Source organism: Cytobacillus firmus, from assembly GCF_023612095.1.
Lineage (GTDB): Bacteria > Bacillota > Bacilli > Bacillales > Cytobacillaceae > Cytobacillus.
Genome location: NZ_CP086235.1, coordinates 1,154,114 through 1,177,639, shown reverse-complemented (window position 1 = coordinate 1,177,639; position 23,526 = coordinate 1,154,114). Strand labels below are relative to the sequence as shown.

Here is a 23,526-nt window from a genome sequence, read left to right as displayed (position 1 = left end):
CACCGCACGAAGGAAATGTGTCAGCATTTTCGAGGATCAAGTGCCCTCCGCTCCAATCAACTCGGCAATAAGCTAAGTTATGAAAAAGCAACAAAATTCACAAAAACAACGTACTGAAAATTATTCATTTAAAAGAAACCGGATTAATCCGGTTTCTTTCTCTCATTGTGAAATTATAACACTTCAAACAATTAATCGTTTAAGCTGTCTGCAAATTTTTCAGAAAGTCTTTTAAATGGGTAGACAGCTATAATAATAAAAATGGCATTCAATATAAGAGTAGGCAGGAGACGGGCCGAAAGAAAGACTGCAAATTCCATATCTGTATGGTGAATTAATAAGTTCATCTGGTAAACACCGGCCTCAAGGAGGGTGATGCCCAAAAGCACAATTATGGAAGCCATCGCTATATTCGTCTGAAGAATTCTCATAAGTTTGGTTGTAATAAAAGCAATGACCGGAAATAGAAACAAATAAATGCCGATAATTTCAACATATACAATATCAAAAAGCAGCCCGAATAATAGGCCGTAAAGAATTCCGTGCTTTTTTGAGCCAAAAATAGTCAAAAAAAGCAAGGCAGCCATTAAAAAACGGGGAACGGCTATTTTTCCACTGCCTAATAAATCATGCGGAGTTACTTGAACAAATATGCTTTCACCAATAAATAAGGCCAGGAGAATGAGAGGAAGAAGGAATCTTCTCACAGTTCCTCCTCCTTCTCATCAATCATTTCCATTAGTTCAGGCTGGGATGCCCCTCTTTTAACGACCATTACATGTCCGATATCATAGAAGTCTGCTCCTGGCTTAATATATGCGGTTTGAGTCAGACCAAATTCATCCGGAACAACATCTACAACCTTCCCAATCGGAAGGCTCTCAGGGAAAACACCGCCCAGACCTGATGTAATAACGTTTTGATCCTTTTCAACCTTCGCATCATAAGGAATCTTCTTAAGCAAAAGAAGACCTTTATCATCATCATAGCCTTCAATCAGACCGAAAAAGTTATTCTCGCCTGCCTGAATCTTAGCTGAGATGCGATTGGTCGGATCCATTGAACTAAGAAGCTGGACGGTTGAAGTAAATGTATTGCTGCTTTTTACTTTGCCAATCAGGCCTTTTGAGGTAATGACCGCCATGTTCGGTTCTATTCCGGCATTTTTCCCCTTATTTATAATAAGCAATTCATGCCACCTGTCGGGATTTCTTCCTATTACTGTTGCCTGCTTTGGCTCAAATTCACTTAAAGAATCTTTCTTATCCAAAATCTCCCGCAGTTCCGTATTATCCTTTTTCAGCCTCTGAACCTCAGACTCAAGTCTTGCAAGTTCATCCAGCCTTTTTTTCAGATCTTTATTTTCTTTGTATGTATTTTGCAAGTCTTCGACATTTTCAAAGAATCCCGCCACATAATTCACAGGGCTGGAAACAGCATTTTGTATAAACCCAGTAGTATCTTTTAAAAATTGTTCAGGCCAGGTCAAATTTTCTCTATCCTTTAAAGAAAATCCAATCAATGCCACGAGAATAATAATGCTGACAAGCAAAATAATCAGGCGTTTGTTCAGAAAGAACTGTGGCATTCTTTACACCTCGAATAGTATTTTTTCAGGAAATCCTGCGCCATTTAGGCACTGCTCAACAAAATATAACATATATCTGCAAAGATATCATTTTATGCTCAATAAAAAACCAAACTTGAGCCCATACACTTGAGAGAAGTGAATGGGCTTTGTTATTTTACTTATTCAGAACTCTGTTACCTGGATTCTTTAGCTTTTGTTTTGAATAAATCGATATGGTCAAGCGCTTTTCCGGTCCCAATTGCAACACAGTCTAATGGATTTTCTGCAATAAGGACAGGCATTTTCGTTTCTTCGCTGATCACCTTGTCCAGATTGCGCAGAAGCGCTCCTCCGCCAGTCAGGACAATACCCCGGTCCATAATATCTGCTGCCAGTTCAGGAGGGGTTTTTTCAAGAGTATTTTTTACTGCATCCACAATAGCATATACTGTATCATTCAAAGCTTTTGAGATTTCTTCAGCAGTAATTTCAATTGTTTTTGGCAATCCTGTTAACAGATCGCGTCCGCGAATTTCCATGTTTTCGACGCCTTCCGGATCTCCCGCAGAGCCTACCTCCACTTTAATTGTTTCTGCTGTACGGTCACCGATCATCAGATTGTAATTTTTGCGGATATAATTGATAATTGCATCATCCATTTCATCACCGGCAATGCGGATCGATTGGCTTGTAACAATTCCCCCAGGGAAATAATGGCTACTTCTGTAGTCCCTCCACCAATATCAACTACCATGCTTCCTGTAGGTTCCCAAACAGGAAGATTAGCTCCGATTGCTGCGGCGAACGGCTCTTCAATGGTATAAGCATCGCGGGCGCCTGCCTGGCGGGTTGCATCGACAACAGCGCGCTCTTCAACGGCTGTAATACCTGATGGTACACAAACCATTACATATGGCTTCCCTGAGAAGAAACTCTTATTTTTATTGGCTTGTTTAATATAATATTTCATCATGACAGCGGTGGTCTCATAATCGGCAATAACGCCATCCTTCATTGGACGCAGCGCAACAATATTGCCGGGAGTACGGCCGATCATATTTTTAGCGTCATTACCGACGGCTACAATATTTTTAGTATCTGTCTGCAGTGCCACTACTGACGGCTCTCTGACAACAATTCCTTTTCCTTTAACATAGACAAGCGTATTAGCTGTTCCTAAATCTATTCCAAGGTCTCTAGTACCGATTCCAAACATAAATGGTATCTCCCTTTCTGATACAAATTGCTCATTTTCCTAAGTAAGGTTTTTTAATGGAATTTTCTTTTATTTTTCTAGTACAATCCGCCTCCAAAAATGCAAGGCATCTCAAAAATCATAACCAATATTATATCTTAACGTCAAACAAAAACATAGTGTTATAAATACCCTTTTTCCTTTAAACTGACAAATTTATTTTCACCGATGATCAGATGGTCCAGCACATCGATGCCGATTATTTTTCCGGACTCTGCAAGTCTTTTGGTTACTTCAATGTCTTCCCTGCTTGGAGTCGGATCGCCGCTCGGATGATTATGAATACATATGATGGACGCAGCCGACCTGCGAAATGCCTCCTTAAAGACCTCTCTGGGATGAACGATTGAAGCATTCAAGCTCCCAATAAAAATGGTCTGCTTATGAAGCACCTGATTTTTTGTATTTAAATAAAGGCATACAAAATGCTCCTGAGACAAAAATCGCATTTCATGCATGACATAATTTGCCCCATCCTCAGGCGAACGGATACTATATCTGTCATCATATGTGAGCTTTGAAATTCTCCGGCCAATTTCAACTGCTGCCAGCACCTGAATTGCTTTAGCCGATCCTATTCCTTTAATGGACGTTATTTCATCCAGGGATGCATCCTTTAACAGCCGAAGTCCTTCAAAATGGGTAAGAAGCCTATTGGCTAATTGCAGAACTGATTCATCTTTCGTGCCTGTTCTGAGTAATATTGCTATCAGTTCGTGATTGGACAAGCTCTCTGGACCATTTTGGACAAAGCGCTCACGAGGGCGCTCATCCTGTGGAAAATCTTTAATTAAAAGAGAATCTGTTTGCATATTGTCCTCCCTAAACTCTGGGCTCAGGGAGCTGAAGATGAATGAAGTATATTAAGGAAGCGAATAACCCGCTTTCCTCAGTTCACGAACCGTTCTTGAGACAGGAAGACCGACAACAGAGAAATAATCTCCGCTTATACTTTTTACAAGCATGCTGCCAATGCCTTGTATCCCATATGCTCCTGCCTTGTCAAAGGGTTCACCGGTGCCAATATAAGAGTTAATTTCTTCATCTGTTAACCCCCAGAACACCACATCAGTTTTTTCGTAAAATGTAATGGCATTTTTTTCAGGCGTCAAGATTGATACACCTGTGTAAACAGAATGAATGGTTCCAGACAGACTTTTCAGCATAGTGAAGGCTTCCTTGCTGCTGCCTGGCTTTCCTAAAACAGCGCCGTCCTTAACAACCACTGTATCTGACCCAATAACATATGAATCAGGGTGCTTATTAAATACAGCATTTGCCTTTCTATGGGCAAGCTCCTTCACGATCTCTCCTGGTGTCAGCACTGGATCAAAGCTTTCATCGACATCACTGCTGGAGACTTCAAATTGCAAATGAAGATTTTCAAGAAGTTCTTTTCGCCGCGGGGAAGAAGAGGCTAAAATGAGGTTTTGCATGTAATCACCTTACCTTTATGTATCATATTGGGAGATACAGGTTAATCGTATCAAAAAATTGCCAGACAAACAATTTTAAAGAAGATATTTCGGTATTTTCATATCAAAAAATGACAAAAAGAAAGAGTCTGTCTAAATTTCCCGAACAGACTCCGCTTAATATGTGATATTTCCCAGAAAATATTCGAATCTTATAACCTTATGGCACAATATGCCGGGTCCTTACTGCCCGCCTGACTGAAGCAGTGACTGATAAGCGGCAAGAAACCCAAGCAGGTGCCCCTGAATTTTACCGGCTGATGCAGCATCACCTGACTGCTGGTAAGTTTCCAGTTGCTTTGAGGCATTCAATAGTTCTTCTCTAACCGAAATCAGGCTTTTATTTTTAATTTGATCCGCTTCCAGTTCATTCACTGTCTTTCTGTAGCTTTCTATTTTTTCAGCCGTTTCAGGAGTTATGGAACTGCCGAGAGTGGCACTGGCTGCACCTTCTGACAGGCTTTGATATAAAGCAGGAGCAATTTCAGCCAGTTTTTTCTCTTCGGCATTTACTCCTTCAATTGCTTTGCCTTCAAAGGTTACTTCTTTAGCAAATACCTCAATGCCCTTGCTTTTAAGATCCGCTCCTATTTCCTTCGCCTCATCAAGGCTGTCTGATACCCCTAAGAAAAGATAAGTCTGCTCCCCCATTGTTATGGATTGGCTATAAACCCCCTTTTGAGAGTTGGCATCCTTGATTTGCTGTGCTGCTTCGCTGTTTGAAAAAACGCCACCTTGAACTACATATGTTGCAATCGTTTCTAAACCCGCCGATCCTGCAGGAGTCTGCTGACTTGCTTCTGCCGGCTTTTCATTGATTGGAGGCGCCGCCACAGTTTCAGCAGCCTGATCTGTAAATACCAGCTTCAGCATGATGAATCCGAAGCTTGTCCCAAGAAGGACCGCAAAAAAGACAGCGAGAAAAATGGAAGTTAAGAATCCTTGCTTATTTCTTCCCCGGAATTTCCTGGCAAGTGTACTCAGACTATTTTTAGCTGGTGATTTAGGAGGAGCTGCTATTTTATATTCCTTTATATCCGCATCTTCCGTTTCCTCAGGCAGAATCCAGTCAAAGCTGTCATCCGCCTCTTTGCCGGCAGCTGTCTGTATGGAAGCAAAAAATTCAGTTTGATCCTGCTTTTTCTGTCTATCCAGCTGTCTCGGATCCCATGATTTTTCCTTCATTTCTTCCTTTTTCTCCTGAAACGGACGGTCCTTGCCATTAATCTTTATCGTGATTGTTTTTTCGCTTTTAGACTTGTCCACATCTCATCCTCCCTTCCGCACCGTTTCCTGAATTGTTTCCATCCTAACATAATGGAAAAAAAAATAACAAGACTTTTGTCGTCTTGTTACGTAAGGATTTCGTCAAATTTTTCATTCGGATTTTCGGCTAATTCTCAGTAATGAATTCGGGATCCAATTTATTTATGGGAATACCTTCATTGCCATTTGAGTAGCATAAACTCCGCTTTTCTCCTCTAAAGCAAACAGCGGCTATCGATTTCCCGCTGACAACAACATAGGTACTCTCAGAAGGCTGCAGCAGATTTTTTGTATCAGGGTCCCTGATTGGTTCAATGAAGTCAGCATCAGCGAGCATTGAATATGTTACTTTTTCCGGCAGCATACTTCCGCTGATGATTTCATTTCTTATATAAAGCTCCGCTGATTCCTTTAATGCAAGAGCATTTCCCACAAATGCCTGATCTTTCACTCTTTGAACGACATTATTAACTGAAATGACGGCAATTAAAGAAATGATGCCCAATATGACTATGACGGCCAGCACTTCAATCAATGTAAACCCCTTATTGTTTAGTCTAGCAGCAGTTATCATATACTAGACCTCTCTTCGTTTTTTGGTTAAGGTGTTTGATTATCCTCCTCAGCTTCCAGTTCAGAGAAGCTGCTTAATGGATTTTTTTTATTGGATATTCTCGGAGTATCCAAAGGAGGGAGCTCTTTCTGCAGCTCTGCCAGTTCAGGGTAGTAATAGGCCGCTATCGCCAATTCAAATTCAACCATCTGGTCCTCCTGCATAACACTCACAATTTCATCAAAGCCCGTATATTTCAAGCTTTCTACCTTTAGGACCCTTTTTAAATCCAATAAATTCTTAATAAAACTTTCCATTTCAAAATAAGTATCTGCCTGCCCGTTTAGGACAATCGAAACCTTTTTAATGCCATTTGGCAGCTTCTCTTCTATCAATGGATCTGTTTCTGAGATTTCTTTCGAATCCTCCGTTTCAGAATTTTCTTCTTGAGGCTGATGTTCTTCTTCTTCAGAAAGGTCGATTTCTTCATCACTTTCAGTACCATTCATCTTCATTTCTATGATATTAACATCTGAAATAATTTCAGATTTTTCGATATCCAAAAGAAGCTGATCCAGAAGCCTTTTGACAGGAACCTGCTTTTGAAGCTCTACCGTACTCAATACGGTCTGCTCATTCAGCTGCTGAAGATTATTCTCGATAATGGTTAATTGCTGAGTGGCCATTTGCAGCTCAGACTGCTTCCTGTCCATTTTTTCGTTCACCGGCTTTATAAAGAGATAATAACTTCCAAATCCTATTCCCGATATAAAAATCAATGCAAGCAAAACATATACAAGCTGTTTCTTGGAAATTTCCCGGTTCACGGAGAATCAGCCCCTTCCTCTTGCTGAGCGGAGGAATCCTTCTCCTCTGTACCTTTGGTTTCATCCATATCGGCGGTCTCATTAAGCACTGCCGGGTTAATTCTTAATTCAAATTCTGCATAATACCTCGGCTGTATGTTTGCCTGTTTTCTAAGTTCAGCTGCTTCGTCTTTTAAGATGTCTGCAGTTTTAGCTTCGCTTATAATCGCTTCATCAACCCACGGCAATTCTGTCAGACTATGCAAATAATAGGCAGCCTCGCTTTTCGCGTCAAATTGAACAATCTGATTGACCTTATTTTCTTCATCCAGCTCAAACTCAATCACGAATCCTCGTTCAGGAAGAAGCCTGGTGAACTGTTTCATAAGGAAGACCAATTCGAATGGCTGCTTTTCTGCCCATTCAATGGCAATTTTCAGCTCTTCTGCCGCATTGGAAGATTGGTAGTCTGCAAGCTTTGCCTGCTGAGCTTCAAGAATTTCATTTGTTTGGGTTATTCTCTTGTCAATTTGAAGAATCTCAGTGTTTTTCTTTTCAACTGTTAAATACACAAACAAGAATGCAGCAATAAGCAAGACAACAATAATACCCACAATAATATAGATGTTTTTGGTTCTTTTTTCCCTTTGAGGAAGAAGATTAATGTCAACCTGCATGCGCTATCCCTCTTTTAAGCCAAGTCCAATATTCACATGGAAAGCTGATTGCTTCAGCAGCTCATACTGTCCGCTGTTCAGGCAGTCCCGGAAAGAAACAACTGGCACTTCCATTCTGTTTTTTATATCCCTATGAATGTTTTCAAGCCATGGGTGATCGCCGGTTACAATGATCCTGCTAATTTGGCGCTGTCCCTGATTTAATGAATACCGGTAAAAATTCATTACTTTTTCAATATCATTGTAAATATCCAATAGGGGATGCAGCACTTCTGCTTCTTTGCCGCTGTATTCCAGCTTCTTTTCTCCATTAGGCATTGCTGCTGTTACCCACTTGGTTAAGTCTGTCTCAATCGCAATGTTTCTCATAAATACCGGGATTTCTGATTCAAAAATGCTGCACACTGCAGAATTCAGGTCAATCTGAATGAGCATAATAGCTTCTGATTGCTGTTCTTCAAAATAGCTGCAATAAAGACGAAACAGTGCGAGAGAAGAGATATCTGCAGCTGCGGGACGGAGTTTTGCATCCTCGAATAGTTCGGTATATTCCATGACAATCTCTTCAGGAGCAGCGAACAGCAGGATTTCGGATGAATCCTTCCGATCTGAACTGAGAACATGATAATCAAAAACAGGCTCTTCAAAAGGCAGATGTATGCTGGTGCCAAGTTCCATATATAAATAGCCTTTAATCTCATCCTCCTGGACATCCCCCGGTATGGTCAGCTTTCTCAATACAATAAAAGGATCAGGTACAGTATAATATACCTGCCTGTTTTTTATTTTCCACTCATTGACGCATTCTTCAAGGATAAGAGCAAGTGTATCATAATCCAGGATCTTCCCATCCTTAATAATCCCCGGCGGCAGAAACCGTTCATCCCATCTTGCCAGATCCAAATCACGCTGACTTTTAAGTTCTGCATACCGAATAACATGGTCTTTGATAATTAAATTTACATGCTTCTTTTTTCCGGGAAGAAATCGCATTGCCATGATGAAAAACTCCTTAATTATGTTAGATTTGCCTAGGGAAAAATAAGAGCCGGAATAGTCCAGCTCTTATTTCAAAATGCCATCCCCTTTATAAGAATGAATGAAAGTACCACTCAATTATTTCTCTGCCATAAAAATAAGCCAGTAAAGTCCCAATCCCAATGAATGGGCCAAAGGGGATAGGCTTGCCTTTTTGAACAATTCCCAGAATCATGCCAAGGCCGCCAATGGCGGCACCGAATAATGTAGCAAGGAAGAATGAAAGCAAAACAAGCTTTACACCTAAAGCAATGCCAATGACGGCATACAGCTTGATATCTCCTCCGCCCATGCCGCCTTTGCTGATGATAGCTATCAGCATAAGAAGGAAGAAACCAAGTCCTGCACCTGCTAAGCTGTCCCACCACGGAGAGAGCGGTATGAAAATGCGTTCTGCTATTAAGACAGCAGCAAAAAACAGCAAAACCTTATCTGGAATAATCATATATTTGAAATCTGATACAAACACAATGATTACAAGCGAAATTACCGTCCAGGCAACAAACAATTCAGCAGTCCATCCCATAACCAGCGGTGCAGCAGCAAACAGGATTCCTGTTGAAAGCTCAACAGCCGGATATAAGGCTGAAACCGGCGCTTTGCAGCGCCGGCACTTTCCTCCTAGAAATATATACGATAAGACCGGAACAAGTTCCAAAGGTGTTAGAGTATGCTTACAGTGCGGGCAATGGGACCGCGGTACTGCGATAGACTGGTTCTGCGGGATTCTTAGGCCTGCTACGTTGTAGAAGGAGCCTAAAAGAAGTCCGATTAAGAGCAATATTAAGTTCATGATTTATTAACTAGTTATTCGTCAGTGTCTTTAGATAATAGTTCATCTTCAGAAACTGATGTAGCATCTTTGCCACCTACCAATTTTACTGAATTGTGGTTGCTTAAGGAATAAGAGTATTTACCAGTTGTATCATGCTTAGTAATTGTTACTTTATAACTATCATCATTAATGTTGTCTAGATAGTCAGAAAGCTCAGTTTTCGTTAACTCTTCCCCGCCCTTCGGAGCATTTGAAGTGGTGTAAAGCTTAGCTGCATTAATAATTTGAATACCCTCAGCAACCTTTGCATCATCCTCCGTTTTATTAATTAATCCTCCAATACTAGGAATCGCTATCGCCGCAATAATCCCCAAAATAACAATAACCGCAAGCAATTCAATTAACGTTAAACCTTTTTGATCTTTAAGTCGTTTTCTTAAATTCTTAATCATTTTTACTCTCCCTCTCAAACTAGTAGTTTATTTTACCTATTATGGTACTATTATACTAAATACTATAACTATGAACAGTCGAATTTTTTAATATTTTGTAAATTTTTATCCAACATGCTGGAAGATTTCAAACATCGGCACCATAATAGAGGTGACTATAGTCCCGACGATGCTGGCCAGAAAGACAATCATGAGCGGTTCAATGAGTGATTTTAATCTGTCTGTGGCGCTTTCTACTTCTTTTTCGTAAAAGTCAGCTACCTTCCCGAGCATCGCATCCAGTGATCCGGACTCTTCCCCGATCGCAATCATTTGCGATACCAGCGGCGGGAAGACCCAGTGTTTCTTCATTGGTTCCGTCAGAGACTTCCCCTGCTCAAGTGAATCTCTTGATTTTGCAATCACCTTTGCCATTACTTCATTTTCTACAATGCTTTCGACAATGCTTAGGGCCTGCAGTATCGGCACAGAGCTTGAAAATAACGAGCTTAAGGTTCTTGTCATTCTTGCTATGGCTGCTTTCTGAAGAATCTTCCCGAAGATCGGCATCCTCAGCAGGAAATAATCCAGATAATATTTACTAGCTTTATTGTTGCGAATAAACACAATGCTCATAAAGAAAGCCAAAAATAAGATGATGACAAACCACCAGTATTGCTGCATAAACTCACTGGAGCTGAGAACAAATTGTGTAATGGCAGGGAGTTCTCCTCCGAAATCCTTAAACATTTCCACAAAAGTAGGCACAACAGAAACGAGCAGAAAGATAACTACTGCAACAGCTATTATGCCGACAGTTATCGGATAGGCAAGCGCTGATATGATTTTCTGCTTTGTGTAGTGCTGCTTTTCAAAATGGACTGCAAGCCTTTCAAGCGTTTCGTCCATGTTTCCGCCTGCTTCCCCTGCTTTGATCATATTGACGAACATTCCGCTGAAGATTTTTTTATGCCTTGATGCAGCATCTGAAAGAGGAAGTCCATCACGCAAATCCTGTTCGACAGCTATTAATGCCCTCTTAAGTGCTTTGCTTTCAGTTTGCTTCGCAAGTATAGCGGTTGATTCTACCACTGTGACCCCCGCTTTCAGCAAGGTGGCAAACTGGCGCAGATAGATGACAAAGTCCTGGAGCTTGACCGGATTGCCAATAGTTATTTCTTTTGTTAAAAACGTCTCCGGTACTTCCTGAACATCCTGAATCCTTATACCGCTTTCCTTCAGCTGAAGCATGGCTTCCCTTTTAGAAACAGCTGTCACGATTCCAGTTTTCTTCCCTTTGCGGTCACGCCCGCTGTATTTATAGCGGGGCATGATCAGTCACCTTTTCCTGTATATACGGCAATGCTGATTCTTTGGCGATTTTTCCGCTCTCCAATAGAGAAGTAATACTTGTCTCGAGTGTATGCATTCCCTGGGCACGTGACGTTTGCATCACATTGATGATCTGGTAGATCTTTTCATTTCTGATCAGGTTTGCCACAGCAGAATTATTCATAAGCACTTCTGTAGCTGCGTGACGGCCCTTCCTGTCTGCTGTGAGAAAAAGCCGCTGCGATATAATCGACACTAATACAGAAGCAAGCTGTATTCTGATTTGCGCCTGCTGGGAGGGCGGAAATACATCGATAATTCGGTTAATCGTAGCTGGAGCACTTGAGGTATGCAGTGTGCCAAGCACCAAATGGCCAGTTTCGGCCGCTGTTATGGCTGTCTGGATGGTTTCCAGGTCACGCATTTCCCCTACAAGAATCACATCCGGGTCCTGGCGCAAAGCAGCTCTTAATCCATTTGCAAAATGCTTTGTATCAAACCCAACTTCCCGCTGGTCAATAATACAATTTCCATGCTTATGAAGATATTCTATCGGGTCCTCGAGCGTAATAATGTGCTTTCTCATCGTCTGGTTCATGTAATGAATCATTGAAGCCAATGTCGTTGATTTTCCGCTTCCCGTCGGTCCTGTCACCAGGACCAGTCCCTGAGGCTTTTCCGCCACTTTCTTTAAGACAGGAGGAAGCCCAAGCTCTTCTAAAGCAGGAATTCGTGTAGGAACAACACGGATGGCCAGTGAGATGCATGACCGCTGAAAATAAGCGTTGACTCTGAAACGGGATAACCCGGGTATTCCATAAGAAAAATCCAGCTCGCCGTTCTCCTCAAACTTCTTCCATATGTTCGCAGGAATGATGGCTTTAGCCATACCCTCGGTATCTTCCGGACGCAAACTATCTTTCCCATACTTTTTTAAATCACCATTAATCCGTATGACAGGAGGAACCCCAACGGTCAAATGCAGATCCGAAGCCTTCAGCTCATACGCTGCCCTCAACAGATAATCTATTTTTGTCTTCATACATTACTCCTAATCAGGTATAGCTACCCGTAATACTTCTTCGGTAGTTGTAATGCCCTGTTTTACTTTTAGCAATCCATCATCAATAAGAAAAACTGTTTTATTTCTTATTGCGTAATCCCGGAGTTTTGTAAATGATTCACCATTCATAATGATTTTTCGCATCTCATCATTAATAACCAGCACTTCATGAATGGCAATTCTTCCTTTATAACCAGTCATATTGCAGGAGGAACAGCCTTTCCCCGCACAACCTTCTCCAGTTTTATGCCTCTTTTTGCAAAAATCTCGATTTCCCGCTTAGCCGGCTGCTGCTCCTCGGAACAATCCCGGCAGACTTTCCTTACGAGCCGCTGTGCCACAATTCCGCTCAAAGACGATGCAACAAGGAACGGTTCAACACCCATATCCAGAAGACGGGTGATGGAGCCTAATGAATCATTTGTATGAAGTGTACTTAGCACAAGATGTCCAGTCAGTGATGCTCTAATGGAAACTTCCGCCGTTTCCCTATCCCGGATTTCCCCTACCATAATGATATTGGGATCCTGACGCAGAATGGCCCGCAAACCTTTTGCAAACGTCATCCCGACATTGGAATTTACTTGAATTTGATTAATTCCTTCAAGCTGATACTCAACGGGATCTTCAACCGTTATAATATTTACTTCTTCACTGTTCAGGCGATTTAAGGCCGCATATAAAGTAGAAGATTTCCCGGAACCGGTAGGACCGGTTATTAAAACAATGCCTGTAGGCTTTTCAATCATTTCTATGAATCTCTGAAGATTTAATTTATTGAAGCCAAGTTTATGGATATCATTTAAAGCACTGCTTAAATCCAGCAAACGCAGCACAATTTTTTCGCCGTACACCGTGGGCAATGTGGAAACCCTCAAGTCTACCGGATGAAAATCAATATTAATCTTTATTCTTCCATCCTGGGGAATTCTGTGTTCAGTAATATCCAGATTGGACATGATTTTAATGCGGGCTGAAAGCACACTCTGCATATGTTTAGGAAGAACACGCTCCGTTCTTAAAACGCCATCGATCCGGTATCTGATCAGCATCTTTGTTTCCTGGGGATCAAGATGGATATCACTTGCCTTTAAAGCAGCTGCACTGGCAATGATCTGATTGACAAGCCGGACGACAGGCGAATCTTCATCAGCCATCTGATTATCTTCTGCTGCATCCAGATTCCCCGCTGTTCCCAGCAGTTCCTCAAACCCTTCATTCATATCGTAATATTTATTGATTGCCCTGAGAATGTCATCTTTTGTGGCAATGGCTGCTTCAATTTGAAAGCCTGTTGATAACCGCAAATCATCAATTGTGTAAAAGTCCATAGGATCTGCCATTGCTACAAATAGCTTCTCTCCGTCTTTCTTTAATGGAATGAGGAGATTCCGCTTTGCCACATCTTTTGGCACAATGCTGAAAAGCTTTGTATCAAAGGGATAGCGATATAAACTGACATGGGGAATTCCAAGCTGAAATTCAAGAACCTCAATCAGCTGCTGTTCTGTAATAAATCCTTTTTGAAGCAATACATCACCGAGCTTTTGATTGGAATCCTTTTCTCTTAAAGATGTTTGAAGCTGTTCCCCGGTGATAAGGCCGGTGTCAACCAGCAAATCTCCCAGTCTCTTGCGCATCTGCTTCATACCCACCACTGCCTTACCTTTTTATTTGACGGCTTCATTATCCAGTCCCCAAAGATCTTCATCATTTTCATTTGCATTCTTACCGGTTTTTTTATTGCTGTCTGTTTCATTTTGCTTATTGTCAGGTTTCTGTTCAGCTGACGATTTTTCATCATCCGATTCTGATTTCTCATCCTCAATGCTTACACTGTTTTCAGGCTCAATTTCCGCCGGATCAGCGTCCGCCTTATCTTTTTTAATAGCCAGACTGTATATGAGAACCTCATGTACTGGTGGATAGAAGTCTTCCGCAATTTTCTCGGTGCTTATTATTTTTCCAGCCCCGTCCAACTGATCGCGAAATACATTTATCAGGATGCCCTCTTTGCCTTCAGCTCCGATTCGTTTTTGTCCAAATGGCAGCTTGGCATCTATTTGAATAATCGTTTTCGGCTTAAAAGTCTGCTTATCTTTAAGAGAAGGCTGATACGTGTAAATCGTCTTCGGCCCCTTAACAGAAACATACAAAAGCTTATCAAGCTGCTGAAAATTAATCACATACTTATGATCATTTGGATTAGTAAAAATGAAATCCATTTGTTTCTCAGAGTCCACTCTGGCCTCAAAACCCGGTTCAATATACCCCGGAAGCAGCCTTCCAATATGCCTTTCTGTAATCATAAAGTTAGTGTTCAGAAGAGCTTTGTATAGAGCAGATGAGATGATGCTCATTTCGTCTGCCTCAAACTGCAGACCTCCTCTTTCTTCAGCCAGATCAAGAAAAGAAATCTGCGAATGCGGAGCAACTTCGATGCTGGCCTCATTGCCAGCCCACATATTGATAACACTTTCTTTTCCGGAGATTTTAGTTGATGATTCAGCAATCACCTCATCCTCAATAAGGTCTCCGGGTAAATAGTTTTGCAGTTTTATCGTATGATTGCCGCTTTCAAGCAGGGACGCATACATCAGAAGGTCAGCTATAAGTGTCTCGCGGTCGAGGCCCTCTGCAAAAAACTCCGGGAGTATTTCTAACAGAATAGCATTAAGCTTTTCTTCATCTATTTTTGCGATAAGCTGATTTTTTTTGCCTGACAATGCCAGAGAGATACTTTGTTCTACATCAAATTGATAAAAAGACGGGATGTCCTTGACTTCTTTTGTTACTTCCTGAAATTGCATTGACAAAGCCGTTTCATTAACCCATTGGGCCTGTTTTTCAGATATATAGGATAACGCCCGGGACTTGTCCATACCTGTTACATCTTCGTTTCCGATAAAAGTTCCGGAATCAAATTCGCTTTGATCAGAAAAAATCTTTCCGTATGCTGCAGTTCCAAAATATGAAAAGCTAAATATAAACGAGGTACAGAGTGCCGTAATCAAAAACAGCTTAATAATCTGAGGATTCCTCACATTGAGCTTCCTCCTTCAATTATGCGTTCACATTCATTGACAGGTTTACAAACACATTAGGGCCTGCTTCTTGTGCCTTTTGTACATCCTGCTCGGATAAAACCCGGCCGGACGGAAATAGTATATTTCCATTTAAGTCATAGATATCTGCTTCTAATTCTTTGCCTACTAATAATTCCATTTGTTTGTTTTTCAATGATTGGAGCTGATCCATGTTTTCGCCTTCACTTGGAAGAGCTTCATTGCTCATTACAGGGTCCAGCAATGATACACTGTTTAGAAATCTTTCAGATGCGTCTTCTTTTACAATAAGAATATCCTTACCGTATGTTAAGATTTCTTCAGCAGCTAATACTGCGGAATCATCTGAAAGCTGAATTTCAACACCCAGTATATTTCCTGTATCTTCATCTGTGTAAAACTCCGCTGTTTCCCCCAATAATTGGCCTTTTCGTGTCATCACCTTAGTTTGGGTAATACGAATCTTTTTGTTTACCAGCTGATTTGCAATTGGGATTTCATTTAAATCAATTACCGCACGGTCACTTTCTACAGTTACCGCGTATTCTCCAATACCAATAATTTTTTTGAATGGAATGGCCTTTACACTGACTTGCCAATCTTCGTGCTCGATTGTTAAGAAATCGATTGAACCTTTTTCAGGATTTATGACTAATGTTTTCACTGTCCCAATTTCCTGGCCTTCCTGAATAGAGATAATAGGCAGACCTGTAATTTCTGTGCTTTTTTTCATCTTAACATCACCTTATTTATAGTTTTTTATCTTGGCTGCAGCATAGGACTTCTGGATAAATCTGATTTCCTCAACAAGGACAGGATAAGCAGAAAATCTGGCTTCAAGACCTTCGGTAAATTCCAATAATTTATCAAACTCTTTATGAATGATATAGTGATCAAATAGTAATCTCGCAAATGTGTAATAATCAGATGGCTGCATATTAGGATTAAGGCAGCCAATCACTAACATTTCGTAATTATCTTTATCCAGGTTATTCCGGGCCAGCTCAAGCTGTGGTGCAATCAGCTGGAACATCTGATTCTGGAATCCTGCTCTGTTTTCCTGATCAGCAGCCTGCGCTTTCTCTTCCAATGCCGTTTCCCGCTTATGTTCATCGTCTATTCCGATTTCGGTTTCAGCAGCAGACGCTGCTTCATCAATATATAAGGAAGAGTCATATTCACCTGAATCCTCCGAATCGAATTCATGCACTCCAGCCGGATTTACAGATCTGGAATCATCTGAATCGTCCATCGGATTAAGACTTTCAAAGTATTCTTCAAGTACATTATCGGAAACCTTTATCTCATCTTGAACAGCCAGATCTTCTGTTCCATAAATTACCACAACAGAATGAACAGAACTTCCCATTTCTTCATTCATCATATCTTCCAGTTCTGCCAGATAATCGATCTCCGGCATGGCTGAATCCAATGTGTCTTCCTCTGTATCTTTTTCATCTATTTGCGGAGCATGATCCTCATTTGCTCCTTCTAACAGCATAATTTCAATTTCATCCAAATTTAGATCATCGTGATTACTTTCTTCTTCTGAAGGATCTGCAATAATACTTTCTATAACTAAGTCAATATGACTATTCGTATCCTCTTCGCTGCTAAAATCTATTAAGTCTAATTCCGCAGGACCTTCTTCTGATTCCTGCTGAACCAGTATAGGCAAAGCTGGTTTATCAACCTCCTGGTCAGATGCATTTTTTTTATTCAAATTCTCATTCCCAATTCCTGTTTCCATTATGACTGTAGAAAAAGCACCTGTTTCTTCACCTGTATGAAATAATCCTGTGATTTTATTATTGGCCAGATAGGTACCTGTCAATAAAAGCAGCAAAAGAATAAGTGCTGCCTGCCATTCAGAAAACAATTCTTTTGCTGTCAGCCCAAACATGCCCAGCAAAATGGAAACCACAATGACATACATTTTTCCTTTTTTAGTTAAGCCCGAAGGAATGAAATAAACAGCAGGAATAATGAAAACTAAAGATGCCAATGCAAAACCAAGGGTGACCATTCCATCTCTCCTTTCTTTTTAAGACTTAACAGATAAACTTTTCAAAAAATGCATAATTCGACCTATAAATACAAATCTTGCTATTAAATATTGTATAATACAAATAGGTATTTTGAAAGAAGGAGTGGGCTATGAAATTTAAAAAATTGCTTACTAGTTCAAAAGGCTTAACTCTTGTGGAAGTACTTGTTTCACTAACAATATTAGGGATAGTTTTAATGGGAACCATGAAGTTTTTTTCTCAGGCTTACACTTATACTAATATGAATGAAAAGAAAACGGCAGCTGTCAATGTTGCAAGAAATGCTTTAATGCATATTGAGAAAGAAAATTTTATAGACGTAAGAGAAGAGTTTAGAAATGATGAAGATGCTTACCTTAATCTTCTGATTTGTGATCGTGCTTATAAAATATTTTGGAATGGGGAAACTCCTGAACAAACCTGCAGTCCAATTATAGTTAATAATATTGAGTACAATGTAACTATTAATTTACCAAAAACCGAAGTTGAGAATACAAATCCCGCCAAAGAGGAACACTCTTCCTTTTTGTGCCTCTGGAAGCGACAGTGACCTGGGAGATCAACGGAAATGAAGAATCTACAGATATAGAAGGAGAAATAAAAAGTGAAGATCTTCGATGAGCGCGGTGCCACTCTTTATGAATTGCTTGCCGTTTTGGTTATAAGCAGCATTATCCTTCCGATTATTTATGGAGTATTTACTTCTGGGTACAAGCTATACAATAAGATAGGCATTGAAGGGCAGCTTAGGGATGATGCCGATTATACAGCAACAATGATCATGAACACATTTTATTCTTTTCCTTTTGACTATGTCAGAGAATGCGGCGAAAAAAATTGCATTGAGCTGGTAAATTCATCAAGTACATCTTTAACTAAACAAGAGAAAGAACAGCAGACTTTTTATACCATAAATCAAAACACTGCGAATGAAGATGAGCAGGTAATCAGGATTGAAATAACTGATTCTGAAAATGACAGCAGCCGGAAATCAATCTCAATTGATAGCGCAGAGATTACTTCTGCAGCTGATTTCAGCGAATCCGCATTAGAAATCTCTTGTTCTGAGTCTACTAATAAAAATGAGGAAGAATGTACACAGGGGATGATTGATTTAATGCTAAAGCTCGATCATGAAAGGCTTGAAGAAAAATTAGAGCTTAATAGTAAGTTTGGATTTTAAGAGGTGATCATTTGCTGAAAAATGAGCGGGGCAATACCCTTATTACTGTTTTATTAATGTCGCTTATATTTACTGTTTTGGGAATGAGTATTCTGGCAGCTTCTCTGGGAGGGGCCAAAAGAACGGAAACGAGGGAACGTGATATTTCCATAACATATGATTCTGTAAAGCTAATCGATCAAATGACCTCCGAATTGGCAGGAATACTGCCGAACCTTCCTCTTGAAGATTACCGGAGAAAGAACACTGAAGGAAAACTTTATGTACGGAGTAACTTTGATATAGACCTGAAGAATAAGCTGAAAGATGATTTAATCGCTCCTTATAGGACAAAGGAAAATATAAGCTGTTTGAATATTATTGACCTGTCAGGAAGCAGTGCAAGCTTTATCGATTCTTCCGCACCTTGCATGGATGACATATCTGATTATGATACATTTAATATTGAACTGGAAAATGATTTCACAAGAGTATTAGACATCATTATAGTTACTAAAAATCCTGTCGAAACAGAAGGTAAGATTACACGGACTCTCAGGAAGAGGCTCATCCTGTCTCCCCTTCCTAGTTTTTTGAAATATGCTGCCGGCTCTTTTTCTGATGATAATGGCTCCGGTCTATTTTTAAATGGTTCAGCAAACTTTTCCGGGAATGTGTATGCTAACCGATTAACATTAAACGATGATGCTGAATATGATTTGCGTGATGGAACCAAGAAGAAACAGGATACGAATATGTCCTCAATTAATGGGGATTTATATAGTTCAACTGCGAACCTTCTTCCGTTGCTAGAAGAAAAGAATTTTTATAAAGACCATGTACCAGAGCTTAAGCATGACAGCCAATTTATTAATATCGATTTTGAAAGAACGATGAATGAAGCAGCCAATGAATTCCTATCATCGAATGGGATTCCTGCCTTCAGAACCGGAAATGGCAGTACTTTTTCTGAAGAAATAAAATCCGGAATTCTTTCTTCTTTCGCTATAAATACTGTGATTGCGGAACAAGTAAAAAAGCAAGCCGGGCTTCCAGAGATTTTGCAGGAAATAGGCAATAATAATGAAGATGATTTTAAAAGTTACCTTATAAACACACTAGAAGATGCTTCCCTGCTAAACGGTCTTATTCAGGGGGATGTGGTGATCATGGCAGAGGATACTTCTCTTGAGTTGAATGAAAAACTGATTGTTGATGGTGACCTTTATCTCGTGAATTTTGAAGATTTAACAATAAATGAAGATATATTAGTAACCGGGAGAACTCACCTTGTCAATTTTAATGGCAAGCTTGAGGTCAATGAAAATATTATTTCGGCAAAGGATATAATTATAGAATCCTATGTTCATAATAGTGGCGCACTTTCCAGTAAAGGCATTAAGGTCAACGGTGATATATTGTCAGGCAAAAACACAGCTATTAATGCTCTAAATACTTCGATTGAAATGACAGGAACCATAATCTCCAACGAATCTTTTACAATAAATGGGGATGAAACCGGAGAGCCTTCAGAAAATGATCAGGTAATCTTTGATTCTGTTGTGTACGCAGGCAAGCGTGCAAATATATCGAATGTAAATGTTTTAGGATCGGAAAACAACACAAAACAGCTTGTTCTGATGGCTAAAGATAATTTGCTGCTCACACGCATAAATGAATTCGGCAATTTCGATCCTGATGATGAAGAGGGAATGCCATATATCCCTGAAGATGAAAGAATAAAACCTTTAAAAGGATTTTTCTATACAGAAAAAGAGGCAGAATTATATGGGGTAGGTTCGCTGTTTTATATCAATGGAGGCATTTTTGCCAAAGAAAAGCTGATAATTAACGCTATTCGCGGTGAAACAGACTCCATCGAAAATCTTCCATCGAAATCTTCACAGCTGGATAAGTATTCCCGTTTTATCGTGAACTACGATCAAAATGTACTTCTGCAGCGAATAGATACCCTTCCAATTGTACAACATCTTCAAATATTTTCTGATGAACTATTAATAGAATGAGAAAAAGGTGCTGAGCACCTTTTTCTTTTACCATTTACCCTCTCCAGAAGGACCATCATCAGTTTGTTCATCCTTATTCACTACTTCAAATAGAGCTGAAGCTTTCGGCTGCTTTCCGTCTTTTTGTTTTTCAGCAGCTGCAGTTACCCTGGAGTATCCTATTTCCACACCCTCAATGTACCAATCAGAACCCTTTTGAACTGCTTGGACTTTATCAGGCATCTCAGAGAGTAATTCAACAATTTCCTGATCAGTGGCATTAAAAGGATTGAATATCAGTATTCCTTCTAACGCGATACTCTCTCCACTGGCAATCTTATATACACCTTTATTAAACTTTATTTCTTCTAAAGCAATGTAAGGATCGGTGACAATCACTTTTATTTTCTTTTCAATGTTGGAGCCGTCCTTTGTTCTGACAGTTAAATACGTTTCACCCGCAGATTTCCCAAAAATTGAATAACCATCGGTTAATGCAGCTATAGAGGTATCTTCAATGAGCACCTCGAGTTCTTTATTGGATGCATCAGCTGGTGAAATTTCCACGCTAAAAGATATTGACTTTTCGACATCCACTTCAATTGGATCTGGAGCTACTGATATGCTTTCAATTCTTTTATTAACTGTAATTGTCTTTGAGATTTCATTTCCAAACGCGAATCCTCCAGTTGCTTTAACCTTAATTATATAAGTTCCTGGAGCATCTAAAAGCACACTGTCATTAGCGGAAAAAGACCTCCATTCTTCTTTCTCCCCGTCTTTCTCAACTTCGTAGTAATAACCTACATCTTTACCTGCAACCAGTTTACTTAAGTTGAAAGAAATCGGTTCGAATACAACATCCCTATGGGACAGGACCTTTCCTGTAACCTGGCCTTTCATCTCAAAATCCGGTTCAAAATATAGCATTGCAATACTATCATCGCTATATTCAACTTTAAGGCCTGATACTTGAGTTTCTGTAAGAAAATATAAGTTCTTTACAGGTTTATTCTTCAGACCATAATTATTCGGAAACTCCGTCTGCGTCAGTTTTTTACCGTTATTATTTAAATCAATTTTTGAGATGATGCCTGACGCATCTCCATCATAAGCAATGTTGTTAAAACCAATTAATCTCACCTTTGCATCAATTACTTGGCTGGAAGCAGCTATGCTGGTTGATTGAGGCTTGTCCGGGAATCTGCTGTCAGTATAAAACACTTGTGCACGCGGCATTGTTAATCCATAGTAGGCTCTATCTGCTTTTAAAGCTATTTTTGCAGAAAGAAGATCCGGTGTGAAAGCACCATTTTTATAGCTGGTTTGCCTATTTGCCAGAATAAGAACTGCATGCCTTTGTCCATTAATCATCTCTTCATTAACAGAAGAGTCCGCAATGAGAATCCCATCTGGAAGCGGCTGTTTAATCACCACATTCCTGAGGCTGCCTTCCACTCTGCTATCTGGAATACCTGTTGGCTCCAAATTATATTTAATATTAAAATGGTTTGATTTTGTATTTGAATTCATTTCCTTGACTAAGTCACGTAAATCATTTTGCACTTTTTCCAGCAGCATGGTTCCTTTAAATGATGCAGGTGCATCATCTTTCACTTCAATCTGCAGTTCAGGATGGACTAATACTTGTTCTTTATTATTCAAATCCTTGTATTTTAACTTTATATTATCATTAAAAAGATACTTTCCCTCTTGCGCAAAATTTAGTGGAATACTGAAATCCAGTTCGCTTATTGTTTCTTTGCCAATATCATATTTGAAATTGACCTGTTTGGTTATAATGTTATTTTCAGTTTGGATGGCATTCGAGCCTTCTGCCAAAGTAACCTTTCCATTAAAAGGATTTAAGTCAATTTGTATCTCTGCAGTAATTGAAGGTTTCAGGACACTGCTTGAAATTCGTTCGAGTATATCCCCAATATTTCCTGTGCCTGCCTGAATGGCTGTTTCTCCAGTATAGTTGGACATCTCGTTTAGGAAGTTCATATCGATATCTTTATCACTGCCAAATCCGATCGAATATAGCTTTATATTACTAACAGTAAGTTTTTTTACTTCATCAATAATAGCTTTTCTAATAGAGGTTTGAGTCGATGCATAGTTTTCACTATTATCTTTCAGAGTATAACTCCGATTATTATTATCTAGAAAATATTCATCGGCCAAGTATTGATAAGGGATATAAGGATAAAAAGTCCCATTTTTTGTATAGCCTTTCGTTAGAAGTTCTTCGATATAAGTTACCTCTTCTGTTACTTTATTTGTGTCGCAAAATATTAAAAAACAGGATTTTTTATTAAAAGTTCTTATTTCTTTATTCTCAGAATATGTAGGCACACCATCAGTCAGGAAGATAATATTATTATTCGTATTCCCGCCTTTTAAAAGCTCTTCCGCTTTTTTTATCGGATCCTTATAATTTGTTCCATTGATTGCTGACAGAGTCCTGACTTTTTCTTTTATCATTCCAAGATCATTTAGTGCATTTCCAGTTGGGTAAAAGAATCCCTCTTGCTCGCTGATTTTTTTATTGAAGGGGATTAAATAGTATCGGTCTTTGGAATTTGCAGTCTCTAAAAAATGGTCGAGAGCATTTTTCATTGCGGCTTTAGCGCTGTCAAGTTTACCGGCATCATTCATTGAACCGGAAATATCCATAATAAAGACAACATCCATTGGTTCTCTATTACTATCAGACGCAGTTCCGCTCTGCTTTACTCTGAAATCCAGATTGGCTGCTGCCGGCTTGCCGGCTGGTTTAACGATTATATTCTGGGAAGGCTGCACGGTGAAGTTTAACTTGGCATCATTCAATTTAGATGCCATTGAAGGTTGAATAGATAGGGAGCATATAATAAGAGCGGTTAGTAAACTAAGCAGTATTTTCTTTGCCATATAGTTAAATCCCTCCTTTACCAGTATTATGCATTACTCCCATTATACCAATTTACCTATAAAAACTATATATTTTATAGGTCCAAAG

20 protein-coding genes and 2 pseudogenes are annotated in these 23,526 nt (G+C 39.7%); 3 read left to right on the top strand and 19 right to left on the bottom strand.

The features are described from left to right. Window positions 1-191 precede the first annotated feature (191 nt). From mreD to LLY41_RS05775, 18 genes and pseudogenes are all read right to left on the bottom strand, one after another. Entirely contained in the window at window positions 192-707 is a 516-nt protein-coding gene (gene mreD, locus LLY41_RS05860; RefSeq protein WP_304587152.1) for a rod shape-determining protein MreD, read from the bottom strand. Beyond that, a complete protein-coding gene (mreC, locus tag LLY41_RS05855) occupies window positions 704-1,588 on the bottom strand; it encodes a rod shape-determining protein MreC (RefSeq protein WP_095245077.1) in 885 nt (294 codons plus the stop codon). Before mreC ends, mreD begins: the two co-directional genes overlap by 4 nt. Before the next feature lie 176 nt (window positions 1,589-1,764). Continuing rightward, a pseudogene (locus tag LLY41_RS05850) lies at window positions 1,765-2,786 on the bottom strand (rod shape-determining protein). A gap of 161 nt (window positions 2,787-2,947) precedes the next feature. Next, entirely contained in the window at window positions 2,948-3,637 is a 690-nt protein-coding gene (gene radC / locus LLY41_RS05845; protein ID WP_095245075.1) for a RadC family protein, read from the bottom strand. A gap of 51 nt (window positions 3,638-3,688) precedes the next feature. After that, window positions 3,689-4,261: a Maf family protein gene (locus LLY41_RS05840; protein WP_095245074.1), complete on the bottom strand. Its 573-nt coding sequence runs from the start codon at window positions 4,259-4,261 to the stop codon at window positions 3,689-3,691. Between the two features lie 222 nt (window positions 4,262-4,483). Beyond that, complete coding sequence (locus LLY41_RS05835) at window positions 4,484-5,566, bottom strand: hypothetical protein (RefSeq protein ID WP_304587151.1); 1,083 nt, start codon at window positions 5,564-5,566, stop codon at window positions 4,484-4,486. A 127-nt stretch (window positions 5,567-5,693) separates the two neighbouring features. Continuing rightward, entirely contained in the window at window positions 5,694-6,140 is a 447-nt protein-coding gene (locus LLY41_RS05830; RefSeq protein WP_304587150.1) for a type II secretion system protein, read from the bottom strand. A gap of 26 nt (window positions 6,141-6,166) precedes the next feature. Further along, complete coding sequence (locus LLY41_RS05825; RefSeq protein WP_304587149.1) at window positions 6,167-6,946, bottom strand: pilus assembly protein PilO; 780 nt, start codon at window positions 6,944-6,946, stop codon at window positions 6,167-6,169. Beyond that, the gene (locus LLY41_RS05820; RefSeq protein WP_304587148.1) at window positions 6,943-7,602 is read right to left on the bottom strand and encodes a fimbrial assembly protein; all 660 of its coding nucleotides are present in this window, start codon (window positions 7,600-7,602) and stop codon (window positions 6,943-6,945) included. The genes LLY41_RS05825 and LLY41_RS05820 overlap by 4 nt, the downstream gene beginning before the upstream one ends. A 3-nt stretch (window positions 7,603-7,605) precedes the next feature. Continuing rightward, on the bottom strand, window positions 7,606-8,601 hold the full coding sequence (gene pilM, locus LLY41_RS05815; protein ID WP_304587147.1) for a type IV pilus biogenesis protein PilM: 996 nt from the start codon (window positions 8,599-8,601) through the stop codon (window positions 7,606-7,608). A gap of 88 nt (window positions 8,602-8,689) precedes the next feature. Beyond that, window positions 8,690-9,433, bottom strand: a complete 744-nt coding sequence (locus LLY41_RS05810) for a prepilin peptidase (RefSeq protein WP_304587146.1) — start codon at window positions 9,431-9,433, stop codon at window positions 8,690-8,692. Window positions 9,434-9,447: 14 nt separating this feature from the next. Continuing rightward, window positions 9,448-9,867, bottom strand: coding sequence for a prepilin-type N-terminal cleavage/methylation domain-containing protein (locus tag LLY41_RS05805; protein ID WP_304587145.1), 420 nt, complete (start codon window positions 9,865-9,867; stop codon window positions 9,448-9,450). A 105-nt stretch (window positions 9,868-9,972) separates the two neighbouring features. Further along, the gene (locus LLY41_RS05800) at window positions 9,973-11,178 is read right to left on the bottom strand and encodes a type II secretion system F family protein (RefSeq protein WP_304587144.1); all 1,206 of its coding nucleotides are present in this window, start codon (window positions 11,176-11,178) and stop codon (window positions 9,973-9,975) included. Continuing rightward, entirely contained in the window at window positions 11,165-12,220 is a 1,056-nt protein-coding gene (locus LLY41_RS05795) for a type IV pilus twitching motility protein PilT (protein WP_304587143.1), read from the bottom strand. The genes LLY41_RS05800 and LLY41_RS05795 overlap by 14 nt, the downstream gene beginning before the upstream one ends. Before the next feature lie 9 nt (window positions 12,221-12,229). Next, window positions 12,230-13,890, bottom strand: a pseudogene (locus LLY41_RS05790) (GspE/PulE family protein). 21 nt (window positions 13,891-13,911) lie between these two features. Next, a complete protein-coding gene (locus LLY41_RS05785; protein ID WP_304587142.1) occupies window positions 13,912-15,285 on the bottom strand; it encodes a VanW family protein in 1,374 nt (457 codons plus the stop codon). Between the two features lie 19 nt (window positions 15,286-15,304). After that, on the bottom strand, window positions 15,305-16,039 hold the full coding sequence (locus LLY41_RS05780) for a PRC-barrel domain-containing protein (RefSeq protein WP_304587141.1): 735 nt from the start codon (window positions 16,037-16,039) through the stop codon (window positions 15,305-15,307). Between the two features lie 12 nt (window positions 16,040-16,051). After that, on the bottom strand, window positions 16,052-17,332 hold the full coding sequence (locus tag LLY41_RS05775) for a hypothetical protein (protein ID WP_304587140.1): 1,281 nt from the start codon (window positions 17,330-17,332) through the stop codon (window positions 16,052-16,054). 131 nt (window positions 17,333-17,463) lie between these two features. On the opposite strand from LLY41_RS05775, the gene LLY41_RS05770 reads away from it, so the two are divergent. From LLY41_RS05770 to LLY41_RS05760, 3 genes are read left to right on the top strand one after another with little or no spacing between them, the layout of a single operon-like run. Then, complete coding sequence (locus LLY41_RS05770; RefSeq protein WP_304587139.1) at window positions 17,464-17,904, top strand: type IV pilus modification PilV family protein; 441 nt, start codon at window positions 17,464-17,466, stop codon at window positions 17,902-17,904. Window positions 17,905-17,958: 54 nt separating this feature from the next. Beyond that, window positions 17,959-18,537, top strand: a complete 579-nt coding sequence (locus LLY41_RS05765) for a hypothetical protein (RefSeq protein ID WP_304587138.1) — start codon at window positions 17,959-17,961, stop codon at window positions 18,535-18,537. Window positions 18,538-18,548: 11 nt separating this feature from the next. Next, the gene (locus tag LLY41_RS05760; RefSeq protein ID WP_304587137.1) at window positions 18,549-20,543 is read left to right on the top strand and encodes a hypothetical protein; all 1,995 of its coding nucleotides are present in this window, start codon (window positions 18,549-18,551) and stop codon (window positions 20,541-20,543) included. 27 nt (window positions 20,544-20,570) lie between these two features. Here LLY41_RS05760 and LLY41_RS05755 read toward each other — a convergent pair whose 3' ends face one another. Further along, the gene (locus tag LLY41_RS05755) at window positions 20,571-23,438 is read right to left on the bottom strand and encodes a VWA domain-containing protein (RefSeq protein WP_304587136.1); all 2,868 of its coding nucleotides are present in this window, start codon (window positions 23,436-23,438) and stop codon (window positions 20,571-20,573) included. Between the last annotated feature and the right edge of the window lie 88 nt (window positions 23,439-23,526).

Bases quoted from the DNA above. Each gene is read 5' to 3' on its own strand.
- LLY41_RS05830 (WP_304587150.1), bottom strand. From the start codon at position 6,140: ATGATAACTGCTGCTAGACTAAACAATAAGGGGTTTACATTGATTGAA.
- mreC (WP_095245077.1), bottom strand. From the start codon at position 1,588: ATGCCACAGTTCTTTCTGAACAAACGCCTGATTATTTTGCTTGTCAGC.
- pilM (WP_304587147.1), bottom strand. From the start codon at position 8,601: ATGGCAATGCGATTTCTTCCCGGAAAAAAGAAGCATGTAAATTTAATT.
- radC (WP_095245075.1), bottom strand. From the start codon at position 3,637: ATGCAAACAGATTCTCTTTTAATTAAAGATTTTCCACAGGATGAGCGC.
- LLY41_RS05840 (WP_095245074.1), bottom strand. From the start codon at position 4,261: ATGCAAAACCTCATTTTAGCCTCTTCTTCCCCGCGGCGAAAAGAACTT.
- LLY41_RS05820 (WP_304587148.1), bottom strand. From the start codon at position 7,602: ATGCAGGTTGACATTAATCTTCTTCCTCAAAGGGAAAAAAGAACCAAA.
- LLY41_RS05775 (WP_304587140.1), bottom strand. From the start codon at position 17,332: ATGGTCACCCTTGGTTTTGCATTGGCATCTTTAGTTTTCATTATTCCT.
- LLY41_RS05800 (WP_304587144.1), bottom strand. From the start codon at position 11,178: ATGCCCCGCTATAAATACAGCGGGCGTGACCGCAAAGGGAAGAAAACT.
- LLY41_RS05755 (WP_304587136.1), bottom strand. From the start codon at position 23,438: ATGGCAAAGAAAATACTGCTTAGTTTACTAACCGCTCTTATTATATGC.
- LLY41_RS05810 (WP_304587146.1), bottom strand. From the start codon at position 9,433: ATGAACTTAATATTGCTCTTAATCGGACTTCTTTTAGGCTCCTTCTAC.
- LLY41_RS05770 (WP_304587139.1), top strand. From the start codon at position 17,464: ATGAAATTTAAAAAATTGCTTACTAGTTCAAAAGGCTTAACTCTTGTG.
- LLY41_RS05795 (WP_304587143.1), bottom strand. From the start codon at position 12,220: ATGAAGACAAAAATAGATTATCTGTTGAGGGCAGCGTATGAGCTGAAG.
- LLY41_RS05780 (WP_304587141.1), bottom strand. From the start codon at position 16,039: ATGAAAAAAAGCACAGAAATTACAGGTCTGCCTATTATCTCTATTCAG.
- LLY41_RS05805 (WP_304587145.1), bottom strand. From the start codon at position 9,867: ATGATTAAGAATTTAAGAAAACGACTTAAAGATCAAAAAGGTTTAACG.